Raw genomic sequence first — 17,356 nt, forward strand, 5'->3', positions numbered from 1 at the left:
TCAGCGCGGATCGCGCAGCGGCGGCAGCCCCGCCTCGATCTCACCCCGCCGCTCCTCCAGCCACGGCGGCAGCACCAGCGACGCGCCCAGCGCGTCCTCCGCCTCGTCGACGCCGAAGCCCGGGCCATCGGTCGCGATCTCGAACAGCGCGCCGCCCGGCTCCATGAAGTAGACCGACTTGAACCAGAAGCGGTCGATCACCGGCGTCGGATGGCGACCCGCGCGCTCCGCGGCCTCGCGCACGGCCACCTCGGTCGCGTCGTCCGGAACGCGCCACGCGACGTGGTGCACCGCGCCCACGCCCCACTTCCCGCGCGGCCCGTCGGGCATGCCGCACAGGTCGAGCGTGCGTCCCGAGCCGCCGTCGCCGAGCGTGAAGCGGTGCCACCCGTCCTCCACGCCGCCGCGAGCGAAGCCGAGGACGTCGACGAGGAAGCGCGCGGTCAGCTCGAGGTCGCGCGCGACGAGGCGCACCGCGTGCAGCCCGCGGATCTGGCGCGCGACCGGCACCGGACCGTCGGCCCACGGCGTGAAGCTCCACGCGTCGCCGCGCGCGGCGTCGCTCGCGAGCTCCGCGAGCACCAGCGCGACGCCGTGCGGATCGGTGAAGGGGAGCACGCGCTCACCGAAGCGCGTGACGACGTCACCGACGGCCACGTCCGCGTCGCGCAGCCGCGCGTGCCACCACTCGAGCGTGCCCGCGGGCACGGCGAGGGTCGTCTCGCTCGTGAGGCCGTGCCCCTGCTGCTGCGCGGGCTGGTCGGGCCACGGGAAGAAGGTGAGGTCGGTGCCCGCGTGGCCGACGGCGTCGGCGTAGAACAGGTGGTACGTGCCGACGCGGTCCTGGTTGACGGTGCGCTTCACGAGGCGCATGCCCAGCACCTGCGTGTAGAACGCGAGGTTCTCGCGCGGGTCGCCGGCGATGACGGTGACGTGGTGCAGTCCGGTGATCACGGAACCTCCTCGCGCGTGGCATGGGTGGTCAGGAACTTCCGATACGGGTGCTGGGTGCGGCGTGTACGGCCGCTCGGGACGCGTTCGGCGTTCCGGACCCCTATCGGCCTTTGAAGGGATGCGGATGCTCCGGATGAAGCGGATCTGACGGATCGCTCCGCGTGGCGGCGACGCCCCATGCGCGACGCGGAGCGATCCGAAGAATCCGTTCCGATCCGGAGCATCCGCATGCCCCCACCAGGCAGAGGGTCCGGCGCACGAGCCCCGGAACGGCATGGGCAGGATGGCAGGATGGCGAAGAGGCTCCGCACCGGCGCTCGGAACCATGCGCCACGCGGAGCCTCCTGGTCATCCGATCATCCTGTCTGCCTTCAGGGCACGATCGCCGGCGCGCCCAGCGGATACTCCTTCGGCGGCTCCGCGCCCTGCAGGTGGCGGAGGAAGTAGTCCCAGCGGCGGCGCATGACGTACGGGCTGTCGGCGCCGTAGCCGTGGCGCGCGTGCGGCAGCATCAGCAGGTCGAAGTCCTTCCCCGCCTTCACCAGCGCGTCGACGACGAGCTGCGTGTTGTACGGCGGCACGTTGTCGTCCATCTCGCCGTGGATCAGGAACAGCTTGCCCTGCAGCTTCGCGGCGTGCGTCTGGTTCGCCTCGTTCGCGTAGTTGTCGGTGTTGCCGTTCTTCGTCAGCAGGCCCTGGTAGCGCTCGCCCCAGTCGTCCTCGTAGTTGCGGTTGTCGTGGTTGCCCGACTCCGAGATGCCGACCTTGAAGAACTCCGGGTGCGTGAACATCGCCGCCGCGGTCGCGAAGCCGCCGCCCGAGTGGCCCCAGATCCCCGCCTTCTCGATGTCGATGAAGCGGTAGCGCTGCGCCAGCTCCTTCATCCCCGCCACCTGGTCGGGCAGCGTGTTGTCGATCATGCGGCCGTAGTACGCGTCGTGGAACGCCTTCGAGCGCCCCGGCGTGCCCATGCCGTCGATCTCGACGACGACGAAGCCGAGCTCCGCGACCGCCTGGTTGTCGCCGCGCGACGCGACGAAGCTCCGCGTGCCCACGCTCCCCGACTGCGGGCCGGGATAGATGTGGTTGATGATCGGGTACTTCTTCGTGCTGTCGAGCGTCGTCGGCGTGTACATCAGGCCGTAGATGTCCGTCTTGCCGTCGCGCGCCTTCATGCGGATCGGCGTCGGCGCCTTCCACCCGGCGGCCGCGAGGCGCGAGACGTCGGCCTTCTCGAGCGTCTGCACGAGCTTCCCCGTCGCGTCGCGCAGCACCGTCACCGGCGGCGTGGTCGGGGTCGAGTACGTGTCCACGAAGTGCGCGCCATCGGGCGACATCGACACGACGTGGTTCGCGTCCTCGGGCGTCAGCAGCCGCTGGTTCCTCCCGTCGAAGCCGATGCGGTAGAGGTGCTGGAAGTACGGATCGCGTCCGGCCTCCTTCCCCTGCCCCATGAAGTAGACGACGCGCGCCTTCTCGTCGACGCGGACGATCGTCGCGACGTTGCCGTCGCCGGTCGTGACGCGGTTCTTCAGCTTCCCGGTCGCGAGGTCGTAGAGGTAGAGGTGCACCCAGTTGTCGCGCTGCGACCACCAGAGCAGCTCGTTCGTGGCGGGGAGCACGCGCCACAGCTCCTCGTCGAGCGACGCGTCGCCGACCTGCGTCTGCGACCGCTCCTCGAACAGCGTGCGCACCGCGCCCGTGCGTGCGTCGGCAACGCGGAAGGTCGCGGTCTTGTGGTCGCGCGCGCTCGACACGAACGCCAGCTGCGATCCGTCGGGGAACCACTGCAGGTCGCAGATCGTCCCGCCGCTGCACGCCACGTGGTCCGACACCGTCGAGCGGTGCGGGTCGGGCGCCATCTGCAGGCGCACCATCTTCGGCTCGCCCTCGACGTTCAGCACGACGCGCGAGATGCGGAAGATCACGCTGTCGCCCGGCAGCGGGTACTTCCACGACTCCAGCCGCGGCGCGCCGACGTTCGTCGAGACGAGGTGCATGTCGCGCACGCCGCGCCCGTCGTGCTGGAAGGTCGCGATCTTCTTGCTGTCCGGCGACCAGGTGAGGATCGCGCGGTCGCTGTGCGTCCAGCCGGCGTTGTCGGTCGCGTACCCGAACTCCTTCGTGCCGTCGGTCGTCAGCTGCGTCTCCGTGCCCGAGGCGACGTCGCGCACCCAGACGTTGTAGTCGCGGATGAACGCGGCCTTCTTCCCGTCGGGCGAGCGCGACTCGGGCGCGCTCCCGCGGCGGCCGCCCTGCGGCATCGGGGTCGGGGTCGGCGTCGGCGCGCCCACGCCCGGCACGCCCGCGCAGCGCGCCGCGTCGGTCGCGCAGTTCACCTTCGCGCCCGTGCGCGGGTCGACCACGATCACGGCCGGCGCGCCGGTCGCGGGACGCACGCGGTAGGAGAGGCGCCCGTCGGGGAGCCAGGACGGGGCGATCGCGACGCCCGACACGAGCGACGCCGTGCGCGCGGCGAGGAAGCGCTCCGCCTTCTGGTAGTCGGCGGCGGTGACGGTGCGGGTCGGCTGCTGCGCAGGCTGCTGCGCCAGGCCGGCGCTGGCCGGCACGGCGAGGAGCAGCGCCGCGAGGCGGAGGGACGGATGGTGGGTCCGGAGCATCGATCGGGTGCGGGAGAGGATGCAGCCGCCGCTACCTCGCCTTCGCGAGCAGCAGCGTGATGGGCAGGGTGTCGGCCGGCGAGATGGCCACCGGCAGCTCACGCGTACGATAGCCGGCGCGCACGAGGCGCACGGTGCCACCGCCGTCGGGGAGCAGGGCGAGCGTGGCGGTGCCGGTCTCGGTGGTGGTGGTGCGGGCGCCGCTCTTCACGTCGACGACGTCCACGCCCGCCACCGGCGCCCCGCTCTCCTCGTCGTACACCCCGATCAGCCGAAGGCGGTACGCGGGGAGCCGCTCGACCGCCGGCGCGGCCGGCGCGGCCGGCGCGGCCGGCGCGGCCGGCGTGATGGGCGTGACGGGCGTGACGGCGACGGACATGGGCGGCCGCGCGCCCGGCGGCGGGGCCACGATCTCGTCGTCGGGCACGGCCTCCTCGGTCCCGGCGAGCGCGATGCGCGCGAGGGCCGAGTCGGCGTCGACGACGAAGGAGCCGATGCCGGCGCGGAAGGCGACGCCGGGCTTCAGCACGACGAAGATCGCGCTCTCGCTGCGCGCGCGCTGCATCGCCAGGTCGGCGCAGTCGTTGGCGGTCATCTGCGCGACGTGCTCGGGCTTGATGCTCCGCAGCATCGTCTGCAGGTCGAGCGGGATCGCGCGGCGCCCGGTCGGGCGGAGGTGCGGCGTGGCGCGCTGCGCGCGGCGTCCCATGCGCGCCTCGACGAGCAGCGCCGGGTCGACGGCGACCATCCGCTGCCGCACGCCGTTGACCCAGAGGTTCTGCGCGGGCGGGCACGAGTTGCCGAGCCCGAAGATCATGTCGGGGCGCAGCGCGGTAACGATGTCGAGCGCGTCGATCACGCCGCGCCGGCTGCTCGTGATCGCGTCGGCGTCAATGGTCATCTTCCGCCGGCGGATGCTCTCGCGCTCCGTGACGGTGACCGCGGACAGCGTCTGCGCCAGCGGGTGCAGCGTGACGGCGACGGTGAGCGTGTCGCGCCCGGTCCAGGCGACGAAGCGGTCGGCGCGCTGGTGCCCGATCTTCCGCACGACGAGCTGCACGGGCCCCGCGGGGAGGCGGGCGGTGAGCGTGCGGCGCCCGGCGGGGTCGGTGGTCCCGGCGACGACGACCTCGTTCACGCCGCGGACGAGCGACACGCTGGCGTCGGGGATGGGCGCCCCTGCGCTGTCGACGACCTGGATGCGCACCACGCCCGCCGTCGGCGGCTGCGCGGGCAGGGCCGTCGCCGCGCAGGCCAGCGCCACGGCGGCGGCGGACGGGAGAGCTCGGAGGGGGAGGCGCATGGCGCCAAGGTACGGCCGTGCGGGGCGTTCCGCCTCAGGAGATCCGTTCTGGCTGCGGGCTGCGTGGGCCAATCCCTTCGCGCCGGACCCGTTTCCTGTTGGAGAGGATGCGGATGCTTCGGATCCGAACGGATCACACGGATCGCTCCGTGTGGCGCATGGGACGTCGCCGCCACGCGGGACGATCCGCAGCATCCGCCATGATCCGGAGCATCCGCATCCCTCCCAAAGGCCAGAGGGCTCGGGCGCGCCGGACCCTGAACGGCGAACGGCATTAGACAGGATTGGACGGATTGAACGGACAAGAGCGGATTACGCTCCGCGTGGCGGTGCGGTGCCGTGCGCCGCGAGGAGCGTAATCCGCTCTTGTCCGTCTAATCCGTCTGAATCCTGTCCATGCTGTTCGGGTCCGGCGTGGTAATGCGTCCCGGGTTCGAGATCCGCCGCCCGCAGTCCGCAGCCGTCAGCTCGCTGCCGCTCGCCCCGCCACGCGCCCCGAGTACAGGCACCCGCCCAGGAAGGTGCCTTCGAGGGCGCGGTAGCCGTGCATGCCGCCGCCGCCGAAGCCGGCCGCCTCGCCCGCCGCGTAGAGGCCGGGAATCGGTTGTCCGTCCGCGCTCAGCGCGCGCCCCGACAGGTCGGTCGCGATGCCGCCGAGCGACTTGCGGGTGAGGATCGAGAGCCGGACGGCGATGAGCGGGCCCGCCTTCGGGTCGAGGAGGCGGTGCGGCTTGGCGGTGCGGATCAGGCGGTCGCCGCGGTAGGTGCGGGCGCGGTGGATCGCGTGGAGCTGGGCGTCCTTGCCGAACGGGTTGTCGTACTCGCGGTCGCGGGCGAGCACCTCGCGCTCCACCCGTGCCGGGTCGAGGAGCGGGGGGCCGCCGACGAGCGCGTTCATCCCGCGGACCAGGTCGGGGAGCGTCCGCTCGACGACGAAGTCGGCGCCCCGCTGCTTGAACGCCTCGACCGGGGGCGGGGCGCCGGGGAGGACGCGCTGCAGGACCTTCCGCACGCTGCGCCCCGTGAGGTCGGGGTTCTGCTCGGAGCCCGAGAGCGCGAACTCCTTCTCGATGATGCGCTGCGTGAGGATGAACCAGCTGTGGTCGTGCCCGGTCGTCCGCAGGTGCGCGAGCGTCCCCAGCGTGTCGAAGCCGGGGAAGAGCGGCGCCGGGAGCCGCCTGCCGAGCGCGTCCAGCCAGAGCGAGGAGGGCCCGGGGAGGATGCGGATCCCGTGGAGCGGCCAGATCGGGGCCCAGTTGTCGAGGCCCTCGGTGTAGTGCCACATCCGGTCGCCGTTGATCAGGTGCGCGCCGGCGCGCTCGCTGATCGCGAGCATGCGGCCGTCGACGTGGGCGGGGACACCCGAGAGCATCCGGGCCGGCGGGGTGCCCAGGCGCGACGGCCAGGCGGCGCGCACGAGGTCGTGGTTCCCGCCGATCCCGCCGGAGGTGACGATCACCGCGGGCGCGCGGAGCGCGAAGTCGCCCACGACCTCGCGGGAGCTGGAGACGCCACGCGCGGCGTCGCTGGGCGCCAGCACCGCGCCAGACACGCCGTCGACCGCGCCATTGGTCGTCGAGAGCGCGTCGACGCGGTGCCGGAAGCGGAAGGTCAGCCGCCCCGCGCGCTCCGCCTCGCGGGCCCGCCGGAGGAACGGCTCGAGCACGCCCGGCCCCGTCCCCCAGACCACGTGGAAGCGCGGCACCGAGTTGCCGGGGCCCGTGGCGAGGTAGCCGCCGCGCTCCGCCCACCCGACGATCGGGAAGAAACGCACACCCATGGTGTGAAGCCAGGCGCGCTTCTCCCCGGCCGCGAAGTCGACGTAGGCCTCCGCCCACCGCCGCGGCCAGGAGTCCTCCGGCCGGTCGAAGCCGGCGGTCCCCATCCAGTCCTGCAGGGCGAGCTCGCGCGAGTCGCGGACGCCCATCCGCCGCTGCTCGGGCGAGTCGACGAGGAAGAGGCCCCCGAACGACCAGAAGGCCTGCCCGCCCAGCGATGCCTCGGGCTCCTGGTCGAGGACGATCACGCGTCGCCCCCGGTCGGCCAGCTCGGTGGCGGCGACGAGGCCCGCGAGCCCCGCGCCGACGACGATCGCGTCCGCGTCGTGCGTCATCGATCCGTGGAAGGGAGAAGGTGCGGCGCCAGCACCGCGTCGACGGCGGCGCGGATGAAGACGTCGGCGGGCTCCCGCTGGTCGAAGGCCCAGGTGAGGAGGGCGCCGTTCAGGGTGATCTCGACCGTGCGGGCGAGCGTCGCGAGGTCGGTCGCGGGGGCGAGCTCCCCGTCCGCGACCGCGTCGGCCAGGAGGTCGGCGATCGCGGCGCGCGTCGCCCCCGCCTGCGCGGTGAGGTGCGTCCGGAAGTCCGGGTCCGCCAGGTCGATCTGGAGGTAGGCGAGGTTCCGGGCGAGGGCGGCGGGCGACCGGGCGAGGTGCGCCATGCATGCCGCGTAGGCGCGCACCGTGGCGAGCGGCGATCCGTGCTCCGCGCGCAGCCCCCGGATGAAGTCGCCGGTACCGTCCGCGGCGCGCCGGGCCAGCGCGAGGAGCAGGTCCCGCTTCGACCCGAACCGCTGCGCCAGCGCCCCCGCGGTGACTCCCGCTTCCTGGGCGATCCGCGCCAGCGTCAGCTCGCCGGGACCGAGCCGAGTCATGGCGCGGTGGGCGGCGGCGAAGACGTCGTCGTCGGTGACCTTGCGGGGGCGGGGGGACACGCGCGAACTCGGAGGTGGGGGGCTTGACGGTTTCTAAATGGCGTCGCAGTTTCGTGGCCCGGTTTCTAAACGCCACGCCAGCTTGGCCAACCTACGTGGCGTGCCCCCGCTCGGCGAGCATCTCCCAGATGGAGGAAGTCCCCGTGCGCACCGTGACGTATGGCGCCGCCTGCAGCCTGGACGGCTACATCACCGCCGCCGATGGCGGGATCGACTGGCTCCACTTCAGCAAGGAAGCGCAGGCCGCGATGGGCGCGTACTGGAAGACCGTCGACACCATCCTGATGGGCCGGCGGACGTGGGAGTTCGCGGCGTCGCAGGGGGCGGGCGGTGGCATGAAGGAGGCGGGCGGGATGACGACCTACGTCTTCTCACGCACGCTCCCGTCGATCGACTGGCCGGGAGTGCGCCTCGTCTCGTCGGATGCTGGCGCCTTCGTGCGCGAGCTCAAGGCGCAGCCCGGCCGCGGGATCTGCGTCATGGGCGGCGGGGAGCTGGGCACCGCGCTGCTCGCGGCCGGCGTCGTCGACGAGGTCGGGCTGAACATCCACCCGGTGCTGCTGGGATCGGGGACGCCGCTCTTCCGCGACCCGGGGCACCGCGTCGCCCTCGAGCTGCGCGAGAACCGGACGATCGACGGGGGGTGCGTGCTGGCGACCTACCGCGTGCGGAACGCAGGAGCCTGAGGGCTGCGTGCTGCGTGTACGGCCGCCCGAGACGCCTCGATGCGCCGGACCTGTCGGCCATTGGGGAGGATACGGATGCTCCGGATCTGAACGGATCATGCGGATCGCTCCGCGTGGCGGCGACGTCCCATGCGCCACACGGAGCGATCCGCAGCATCCGTCTTCATCCGGAGGATCCGTATCCCCCCAAATGGCACCGGAGACCGGCGCGACGGTGCCGGCCACGCATCCCGCAGCACGCAGCGTAGTTTCGAGTGATGTGCGGCCGCTTCGGTCTGACCGCCCCGCGCCACCTCGCGGAGGGGGGCCTCCTCGACGCCCTGCGCCTCGACGAGGTGGGGCCCGCGGTGCCCGCGACGCTCGCGCCCCGCTACAACGTCGCCCCGTCGACCGACGTGCTGGTGGCGCTCGCCCACCGGCGTGACGGGATGGTGCGTCGGCGGCTCGACCTGGCGCGCTGGGGGCTGATCCCCGGTGACGCCCCCGACGCTCGGATCGGCGCTCGGCTGTGCAACGCGCGCGGCGAGCGTGTCGCGCGGACGCCCGCCTTCGCGAGCGCCTGGCGACGCGGACGGCGCTGCCTGATCCTCGCGGACCTGTTCTACGAGTGGCAGCACACCAGCGACGGACGCGCGCCAGCATCGGCGTCGAAGGGTGGACGGAGCGCGCGCGTCCCCTGGGCGTTCGCGATGGCCGACGACGCGCCCTTCGCGCTGGGCGGACTGTGGGAGAGCTGGCGCGATCCCGCCGATCCGACGGCGCCGCCGCTCGTCAGCTGCACGGTGCTCACGACCGCGCCCAATCCGCTGGTCGCGGAGGTGCACGACCGGATGCCCGTGATCATCCCCGCGTCGGCGTACGACGCGTGGCTGTCGCGCGAGACGCCGCTGGCCGACGCGCAGGCGCTGGTGGCGCCTTACCCCGCGATGCTGATGCGGCGCTGGCGCGTCTCGTCGCGCGTGAACGACCCGCGCCACGACGACCCCGGCGTCGTCGCTCCGCTCCTGGAAGACCGTCCCGCCTGATTCCCCGCGCGGCACGAGGGGTGCCCATAGCGGCAGCGTCGAGCGGCGAGCGCCGAGCGTCGAGCCGGCTCCACGGGGCGAGCCGGGCGCGGGGCGCCTCAGAGGCGAGGGACCCATGGGCGATCGAGGAGCGTCGAGCATCGGGAGAGCGTCGAGCGGCGAGCGGCGAGCGTCGAGTCGATCCCTCACGCGGCCCGAGTCCCCCACCCTGAAAGCAGCTGCTCGACCCTCGATGCTCGACGCTCGACGCTCGGGTCGTGCGCTCACCAGCGTACTCGGCCTCCTCGTCGCGCTGGCGGCGCTCGTCGTCCTGGTGGTCGTCGTCGGCACGCGGAGCGGGTGGATCGAGGTAGAGCGCGGCAGCGGGGTGGTCGCCAGTGCCGCCGGCGAGGTGGGCGCCGCGACCCACGCCGACTCGCTGAACGCTGGCGCGCCGGTCACCCCGCCGCTCGGCGCCCCCGCGATGGTGCCCGCGCCCGGGACGTCGGGCGACAGCGTCGGGCTCCCGTCCGTCGATCCGGCGCTCCGCGGGATGGACTCGACCGTGACCACCAGCGGCGGCTCCGCCCCGCTCGACTCCACGTCCGGGCTCGGGCTGCCCCCCGGCGCCAGCGCCGCGAGCGCCCCGCCGCCCGCCGCCACCGCGTCCGACCTCGCGACGCTGCGCGGCCGGATGATCGTCCCCGTCCGCGGCGTCGCGGCCAGCGCGCTGCACGACGACTTTGACCAGGCGCGCGGCGAGGGCACCCGCCGCCATGAGGCGCTCGACATCCTCGCCCCGCGCGGCACGCCGGTGGTCGCGGCCACCGACGGGAAGGTCATCAAGCTGTTCAACAGCGTGGCGGGGGGCCTGACGCTCTACCAGTCCGACGCCGCCAACCGGTTCGTGCTCCTCTACGGGCACCTCGACCGCTACGAGGCCGGGCTGCGCGAGGGCGCGCCGCTGAAGCAGGGGCAGGTCATCGGCTACGTCGGCAGCACGGGGAACGCGTCGGCCGAGACGCCGCACCTGCACTTCGCGGTCGCCCGGAGCGCCGATCCGGGGCGCTGGTGGGGGAGCGGGACGCCGGTGAACCCGTACCCGCTGCTCAAGCCCTGACGGGAGCGGCACACGCGGCGGGCTGCGGACGGCGGGTTTCCTTCCCACTATGGAGGGACCCGCGGCCCGCAGCCCGCCGGCCGTTGGTCCTGGCATCGGAGGAGGTCCCATGCCTGCTCCCGTCACTCGCTCCGTTCCCCGCTCGGCCACTCGCTCGATCGGCGCGCTCCTCCTGATCGCCGCCTGCGCGCCGCCCCCGCCGCCGGTCGTCGCGCCGCCCGCCGCCGCCCACCCGCCGAGCCCCGGGGCCGCGCTCGTCGCCCTCACGGCCGCCGCCGACTCGGCCTCCCCGTGCCCGCCGGAGATGCAGGTGGCCGAGGTGCACAACCCGCTGCCGGAGCGGGCGTTCGTGAGCATCACGACGAACGTCTGGCAGGTGTTCTACCTCGACACCCCGTTCGCGCCCGACGAGGTGCGACGGGTCCGGCTGCCCGGGCGGATGCGCGCCATGCGGGCGGACGCGGCCTCAGAACCCTGGCGTGTCGCGCCGAGCGTGCGGCTGACGGCCGCGCAGCAGGTGCGCCAGGAGGCGACGACGATCCCGCGGAGCCAGCCGTCGCGGAGGATCTACGTGCGGATGGCGTGTGCGATGTGAGGCCGCCTACGCGTTGGGGACACGCAGTGCGGAACGCCGCTCCGCTGGGAGCGGCGCCGCGAGCCGCCACCACACCGTAATCGGGTTGTCTCCGTCCCATCGCTCGAACGTGAGCGGCCCACAGTAGATGAAGGGCTCCGTCTTGCCCCCCTGGCCCTTCGCGCGCGCACGGACGAACAGGTGCACGGTCTCTGGCGGCGTCCCTTGCTGCGCGATCATGCGCCCGATGCGGCTCGCGCGGCTGTTGCGGTTCTGACTCTGCCAGCGGAACTCGGTCGGGCTCAGAAACGCATCCTCGTAGCGATGCGCTTCCGGCTTCCCCGATTTGTCCAGGGTGACGAAGAGCAGAAGCATTCCCGGACGATCGACGACGCCGGACTGCGCCTCGAAGCCCTTCAAGTCCACGCCGAGCGCTTCGGCCGCTTTGGCGCGCGGGTAGGCCGTCCACAGACGCGGTCCGGTGAGGACCGGCTCGTCAGCTTTGACGGGTGACAACCGATAGCCGTCGCGCGCCCGCTCGAACACTGCCATCTGCGACGTTCCCGGCTGCCCGGCATGCTCGCCATACCAGCTGCGCAGCACGTCGGGCAACACGTTGAGCTCTTCGCCCGGCGCGTGGAGGACGTTCACCGCGACCTTCGCGAACTTCGCCTGGTGCGTGACGCCATCGACTTCGACGTCCACCCACCCTTGGGGAATCCCCGGTGTCCGCTCACGCGGCGGCAGGAAAAGGATCGGCCGCCCGCCAGCGTGGGATACCTTGCACGCGATTCGATCCGCCCTCTGGTCCGTGCGCCGCGCCAAGTACTGCGCGAGTCGCCACTCAGCGAGCTCGCTCACCAGATCATTCGCCGCATCTCGGAGACGGTTGGCCACCGGAATGGTGGTAGAGAACTGCCGCCCCTCGTACGCGAAGTACCGCCGGCCGCCAGTTCCCTGTCCTTCCGTCCACGCGGCGATCGGATTCTGTTCTAGGAGATCGATCAGCTGCGCATCATCGTCGGACGCATCGCCAAGCTCTGAACGCAGCGCCGCCGACCGACGTGCGATCGTCCGAACGCGTGCTGCGAGCCGATCCACCGACACGCGGCCGGGGAATCCGCCTTCTGCGATGACCGCCAGCAACACCAGCATCTTGAAGCTCCGCGTCATCGGCGTCACTTCGAGCGCCTGGAGCAGCTCGCGGAGTTCAACCTCAGCTGCGTCATGCGGGGCGTCGAAGTCGCCCATGCGCCGTACGAACTGGAACCACGAGCCGTAGCCAGCACGGGCGCCCTTCGGGTCGAAGCCGTCGTGGAAGGCTTCGCTCGCCGACGGCCGGGTCCCGATTCGCTCGCGAAAATCGCGATAGTACGCGTCCAGACGATCCGCAGCACCCATGTGGCGCTCGGCGAGTTCGCGCAGCAGCGCCTTCGCCTCCAGCTCGTAGGTAACGGAGCACCCGGGCGGCAAAAAGCGGCGCGCGATCTCGTCGTCGGCCATCTGCAGCGCGGCAGCCAGCTCGGCCTCGCCCGCAGCTTCGATCTGGAAGAGCGTGCGCGGCTTGATCAGGAACGAGCGGTGGTTCCCGATATAATCGACGACCTTCAGTCGTTTCCCTTCGCGGCGCCGAAGCCCACGACCGAACTGCTGCAACCAGAGCACGGGTGACTCCGTCGGGCGGAGCATCAGCACGGTGTCCACGTCGGGGAGGTCCACCCCTTCGTTGAACATGTCCACGGCGAACAGCACATCGAGCTCACCCGCCTGAAGCTGCGCGAGCGAGTCGGCACGTGGTGCGCTGGTGGGACCGCTATGCACTGCCGCCACGCGCAGCCCAGCCGCGGCGAAGTGGTGCCGCATGTAGTCCGCGTGTCGCTGCGAGACGCAAAACGCCAGTGTCCGAAGTCCGCCACGTCGACGGAGCTGGTCGAGCGCGTTGTCAGCCCGCGACGCGATGGTCAGCCGATTGGTGAGCTCGTTCTCGTCGAAGCGACCGTTTCGCCACGGGATGTTGGTGTAGTCCACCTCATCCGGCACGCCGTAGTAGTCGAATGGCGAGAGTAAGCCTCGTCGGATTCCTTCGACGAGGTCACACCGATAGACGAGGTTCTCGCCGCACAGGGCCAGCAGATCAGCGCCATCGGTTCGCTCCGGCGTCGCCGTAAGCCCGAGCAGGAAGTTCGGCGTGAAGTGCTCGAGGAGGCGTCGATATGTCGCTGCCGACGCGTGGTGGAACTCGTCGACCACCATGTAGTCGAACGCATCCGGAGCGAAGCGGTCCAGGTGCGCGCGGCGACTGAGCGTCTGCACGGAGGCAAACAGGACGTCAGCATCCGTCGTCCGCTCCTGGCCGGTGTACTTCCCGAGGACGGCGTCTGGCCGGATCGCTCGGAATGTCCGGAGCGCCTGATCGAGGATCTCGTCTCTGTGGGCGACGAACAGTACGCGCCGCGCCCCCGCCTGGACGGAGTCGAACGCGGAGAGCCACGTCTTCCCGAGTCCGGTCGCCAGCACGACGAGCCCCGCCGAGTTCCCGGCGTCGCGGGTGTGCGCGAGCACCCGGAGTGCCTCGTCCTGCACCGGATGCGGCTGTGCAGCCGCCATCGGCTGCTCGAAGGGCACGACCGTATCCACGGCCGTGCGGCCTTCGCCACGCCGGCGCCGATATTGCGCGATCCACTCTGCATCGATTGCCACGCTTCGCGGGTCTGCGAACAGCTGGTCGAACGCGGAGCGGACCGTTTCGAAGCCAGTGGCATCACGTGACGTAACGACACGCCAGTTCCACTCGACCCCCGTACGCAGCGCTGTGCGGCTCAGATTAGAGCTGCCGACGAAGGCGGTCCCATGCCCGCTGGCATCGACACAGACGTACGTCTTGAGGTGGAAGCTCGTACCACCGCTCTCGAACACCCGTAGTTCGAGGCCGTCACCAAGATCGAGCAGTCGGAGCAGCGCATCTGGCTCGGTCACCGCGAGGTAGTCGCCAGTGAGCAGCCGCACGCGCCCGCCGCGCGCGAGCACGTCGCGGAGATGCTCCTCGATCTCGCGCACGCCACTAGCCAGCGTGAACGCGACCGCGACGTCCACCTCGCGCGCGGTTGAGAGATGGGCCAGAAGGTGTGGCAGGAGGGGGTCGTCGTTGCCGCCCTGCACTCGTCCGCTCCCGCGCACCAGCGGCTCAGCGTGCGGAGCACGGTCAGTCAGCGGCCCAGTGAGGTAGTTCCCCCGTCCCGGAATGACATGCCGTACCCCACCGCGCGGGTCCGGCACGTCCCCGTCATAACGCGGAATGACGTGCAAGTGCAGGTGCGGCACCGTCTGCCCACCAGCAGCTCCCACGTTCACGCCGAGATTCCAACCGTCCGGGGTGCACTCGCGCTCGACAACCGCACGCACCTGGTCGACGGCGGCCAACATCGCAGACCGCTCGGCCTCTGTCGCGTCGAACCAGCCCACTACGTGTCGTCGGGGCACGACAAGCGTGTGCCCCGGCGTAACCGGATACCTATCCCGGAAGGCGCGTACGAGTGCGTCGACGTGCAGGCACTCGTGGTCCGGAATCTTGCAGAACGGGCACGCCTCGGAGTCGTTGCAGCCGGACGTCACGCGCCTTGCGCCTCCGCTTGCTCGCCGAGCAGCACACCGACGAACCGTCGATCCGTGGGGGCCAGCGGTAACACCGCCAACTCTTCAGGCGTCCCCCAGAACAGCGCCATGTGCTCATGGCAGACCGGCTCGCCCTCGATCTCGACCGGCACGAACGCGATCAGGAACGGCGACCCCGGATCGTGGAACGCGGCGAGCTCCGCCCCCGTCGACACGACCGAAATCCCCAATTCCTCGCGCAACTCACGATCGGCGGCGTCGGCGTCGCTCTCCCCAGGCTCACACTTCCCGCCCGGAAATTCCCACAGCCCGCCGTGCCGCTTGTGCGGCGGGCGTTGGCAGACGAGGAGACGATCGCCATTGGCGATCACGGCGGCGATGACGCGGATCGTGTCGGTAGGCACGCGCGCAATGTGTGCAGCGGTACCGACACTCGCCACGGCGAACTAGGCCAGCGGCCCGCAGTCCGCAGCTGCCCTCGCGAGGAACCCTCCTAGCGAAGGAGCTCCTGCAACCGGGTCCCATGCGTCCGACTGGACGTGATCCGCGCCCCATCCTCCATCGTGATCACGTACTCGCCGTGCGCCCACGGCTCCAGCCGCTTCACCCGGTCCACGTTGACGATGGCCGAGCGATGCACGCGCACGAAGCGCGCGGGATCGAGCTTCGCCTCGATCCCCTTCATCGTCTCGCGCAGCAGGTGCCGCCGCCCGCGCGCCCACAGCCCGACGTAGTTCCCGTCGGCGTCGACGTGGTCGATCTCGTCCGCGCGCACGAAGTACAGGCCCTTGGAATCGCGCACCACGAAGCGGGCGGGGTACGTGGAGGCGGGCCGCAGCTCCGCCAGCACCGCACGCAGCGCCGCATCGGCGGCCGGCGCATCGCCTGAGCCAACAGCAGCGCGCCGCGCCGCGATCCGCTCGCCCGCCCGCGCCAGCGCCCGATCGAACCGCTCGACGTCGATCGGCTTGAGCACGTAGTCGACCGCGTTCAGGTCGAACGCCCGCACCGCGTGCGCGTCGTACGCCGTCACGAACACCAGCACCGGCACCGCGCCGCCGCGCTCCGCCTCCGCCGCGAGCGCCTCGGCCACCGCCACGCCGTCCAGCTCCGGCATGTGGATGTCGAGGAAGACGAGGTCGGGCCGCAGCGCGAGGATCCGCTCCACCGCCTCCACCCCGTCCTCGCACTCGGCCACCACGTCGTAGTCAGCGTGCCGCGCGAGCAGCGCGCGCAGCCGGCGGCGCGCCAGCGGCTCGTCGTCCGCCAGCAGGACGGTGAGTGCCGTCATGCCGCGACCGGCGCGAGCGGTGCCACCGGCGTCTCCACGCGCGTGCGCGCCGGCGCCTCGCGCCACGGCAGCTCCAGCCGCGCGCACGCGCCGCCCTCGGGCAGCGCCTCCAGCGTCAGCGACGCGCGATCGCCGTAGAGCTGCGCCAGGCGCCGGCGCGTGTTCTCCAGCCCGATCCCCGTGCCGCGCCGCCCGCCCGCGGTCGCGCCCGGCCCGGGGCCGTCGTCGCACACCTGCAGCGTCAGCACGTCCGCGTCTCCCACCTGAGAGCGCGTCGCCAGCACGCGCACCCGCACGCCGCCGCGCCGGCGCGCCGCGCCGTGCTCCAGCGCGTTCTCCACCAGCGGCTGCAGCACGAGCCACGGCACGCGCGCGTTGCGCACGTCGGGCGCGACGGCGATCTCCACACTCAGCCTGGGGCCGAATCTCAACCCCATGATTTCGAGGTAGCGCTCCAGCACCGTCAGCTCGTCGGCGAGCGCGTGCTCGTCGCCCGGCGGCGGCTCCAGCACCGCGCGCAGCAGGTCGGCGAGCCGCGTCAGCATGCGGTCCGCGACGTCCGGCTCGTCGCGCATCAGCGCGGAGATCGCGTTCAGCGTGTTGAAGAGGAAGTGCGGCTGCAGCTGCGCGCGCAGCGCGGCGAGCTGCGTCTCCGCCAGCCGCTGCGCGAGCCGAGCACCTTCGACTTCCTGCGCGCGCAGCCGGCGGTAGTACAGGCGCGCGTGCAGCGCGAGCACCACCGCGAGGTAGATCGTCGCGTTCGCGAAGACGCTCGCCAGCCCGCGCGGCGGCGCCCCGCGCGTGCCGACCACCGGCAGCAGCACCGGCGCGAGCAGCCAGTCGCGCACCAGCGCCGCGAGGAAGACACCGAGGAGGAGCAGCGCGCCGTTGCGCAGCCAGCGCCCTTCCTGCAGCGGCGCGCGCCGCACCATCCACCCGAGCAGCGGCAGCATCGGGAGGCAGACCAGGAACTGGTCGAGCGTGTTGACGAACACGCGCCCCCACGGCACCGCGCGCCCCGCCTCGTGCGTCGCCATCGCGGTCTGCATCGCGAACAGTGGGACGAGGGCGAGCCACACCGCGGCGCCCGCGGTGGCGCCGCGCAGCCACGGCGCGACGCGCGAGCGCAGCAGCTCGAGCCGCGGGTGCGCGGCCGGTCCGGCGTCGGAAGAGACGTTGGCGGCGGCGAGGGGGATCGTCATGCGGCGCGGAGGGACGGTGGTCTCCCCGCAAGGTGGGCACGGGGCGCCCACCCGTCCACTGCTCGACCGGACCTTCGACGTGACGTGCGACCTGACCTTCGGCGTGGCGTGCATGCCGCACGATGCGGCCCGCCGCGTCCCGGGCCAACGCGCGCGGGACGGCCCGGCCGGCTCGTGGGACGGCCGCTCACCGCACGTCCATCCCACCGGGCAGCCCGTTCGTCCCGCCGGCGTTGGCGCGCGCGACGCCGGCACGCACCGTGGGGGCGGCTCCCCT

The 17,356-nt window shown here is 72.2% G+C and carries 13 protein-coding genes; 4 read left to right on the plus strand and 9 right to left on the minus strand.

What is annotated here, in order from left to right; all coding sequences use genetic code 11:
* The 5 genes from rosag_RS06315 to rosag_RS06335 all read right to left on the minus strand — a co-directional run bounded on the left by rosag_RS06315 (nucleotide 1) and on the right by rosag_RS06335 (nucleotide 7,590).
* Nucleotides 1-954 (minus strand): ring-cleaving dioxygenase, encoded by a 954-nt coding sequence (locus rosag_RS06315; protein ID WP_284349210.1) that lies wholly within the window; start codon nucleotides 952-954, stop codon nucleotides 1-3.
* Nucleotides 955-1,325: 371 nt separating this feature from the next.
* On the minus strand, nucleotides 1,326-3,575 hold the full coding sequence (locus tag rosag_RS06320; protein WP_284349211.1) for a DPP IV N-terminal domain-containing protein: 2,250 nt from the start codon (nucleotides 3,573-3,575) through the stop codon (nucleotides 1,326-1,328).
* 31 nt (nucleotides 3,576-3,606) lie between these two features.
* Complete coding sequence (locus rosag_RS06325) at nucleotides 3,607-4,878, minus strand: carboxypeptidase-like regulatory domain-containing protein (RefSeq protein ID WP_284349212.1); 1,272 nt, start codon at nucleotides 4,876-4,878, stop codon at nucleotides 3,607-3,609.
* Between the two features lie 463 nt (nucleotides 4,879-5,341).
* Nucleotides 5,342-6,991, minus strand: coding sequence for an FAD-binding dehydrogenase (locus rosag_RS06330; RefSeq protein WP_284349213.1), 1,650 nt, complete (start codon nucleotides 6,989-6,991; stop codon nucleotides 5,342-5,344).
* Nucleotides 6,988-7,590: a TetR/AcrR family transcriptional regulator gene (locus rosag_RS06335; RefSeq protein ID WP_284349214.1), complete on the minus strand. Its 603-nt coding sequence runs from the start codon at nucleotides 7,588-7,590 to the stop codon at nucleotides 6,988-6,990. The genes rosag_RS06330 and rosag_RS06335 overlap by 4 nt, the downstream gene beginning before the upstream one ends.
* A gap of 128 nt (nucleotides 7,591-7,718) precedes the next feature.
* Here rosag_RS06335 and rosag_RS06340 point away from each other — a divergent pair, with 128 nt between their 5' ends.
* From rosag_RS06340 to rosag_RS06355, 4 genes are all read left to right on the plus strand, one after another.
* Nucleotides 7,719-8,276, plus strand: coding sequence for a dihydrofolate reductase family protein (locus rosag_RS06340; protein WP_284349215.1), 558 nt, complete (start codon nucleotides 7,719-7,721; stop codon nucleotides 8,274-8,276).
* Between the two features lie 257 nt (nucleotides 8,277-8,533).
* The gene (locus tag rosag_RS06345) at nucleotides 8,534-9,301 is read left to right on the plus strand and encodes an SOS response-associated peptidase (protein ID WP_284349216.1); all 768 of its coding nucleotides are present in this window, start codon (nucleotides 8,534-8,536) and stop codon (nucleotides 9,299-9,301) included.
* Between the two features lie 232 nt (nucleotides 9,302-9,533).
* Nucleotides 9,534-10,400 carry a M23 family metallopeptidase gene (locus rosag_RS06350; protein ID WP_284349217.1) on the plus strand — a complete coding sequence of 289 codons (867 nt, stop codon included), beginning with the start codon at nucleotides 9,534-9,536 and terminating at the stop codon, nucleotides 10,398-10,400.
* A gap of 109 nt (nucleotides 10,401-10,509) precedes the next feature.
* Entirely contained in the window at nucleotides 10,510-10,995 is a 486-nt protein-coding gene (locus rosag_RS06355; protein ID WP_284349218.1) for a hypothetical protein, read from the plus strand.
* Between the two features lie 6 nt (nucleotides 10,996-11,001).
* Here the strand turns inward: rosag_RS06355 and rosag_RS06360 are convergent, their stop codons facing one another.
* The 4 genes from rosag_RS06360 to rosag_RS06375 all read right to left on the minus strand — a co-directional run bounded on the left by rosag_RS06360 (nucleotide 11,002) and on the right by rosag_RS06375 (nucleotide 17,079).
* Nucleotides 11,002-14,586 (minus strand): DUF3427 domain-containing protein, encoded by a 3,585-nt coding sequence (locus rosag_RS06360; RefSeq protein ID WP_284349219.1) that lies wholly within the window; start codon nucleotides 14,584-14,586, stop codon nucleotides 11,002-11,004.
* Nucleotides 14,583-14,990 carry a (deoxy)nucleoside triphosphate pyrophosphohydrolase gene (locus rosag_RS06365; protein WP_284349220.1) on the minus strand — a complete coding sequence of 136 codons (408 nt, stop codon included), beginning with the start codon at nucleotides 14,988-14,990 and terminating at the stop codon, nucleotides 14,583-14,585. Before rosag_RS06365 ends, rosag_RS06360 begins: the two co-directional genes overlap by 4 nt.
* 89 nt (nucleotides 14,991-15,079) lie before the next feature.
* Nucleotides 15,080-15,877, minus strand: a complete 798-nt coding sequence (locus tag rosag_RS06370; RefSeq protein WP_284349221.1) for a LytR/AlgR family response regulator transcription factor — start codon at nucleotides 15,875-15,877, stop codon at nucleotides 15,080-15,082.
* A complete protein-coding gene (locus rosag_RS06375; RefSeq protein ID WP_284349222.1) occupies nucleotides 15,874-17,079 on the minus strand; it encodes a sensor histidine kinase in 1,206 nt (401 codons plus the stop codon). The genes rosag_RS06370 and rosag_RS06375 overlap by 4 nt, the downstream gene beginning before the upstream one ends.
* Nucleotides 17,080-17,356: the final 277 nt, after the last annotated feature.

Origin of the sequence: Roseisolibacter agri (assembly GCF_030159095.1) — a bacterium.
In the GTDB taxonomy this organism is placed as follows: domain Bacteria; phylum Gemmatimonadota; class Gemmatimonadetes; order Gemmatimonadales; family Gemmatimonadaceae; genus Roseisolibacter; species Roseisolibacter agri.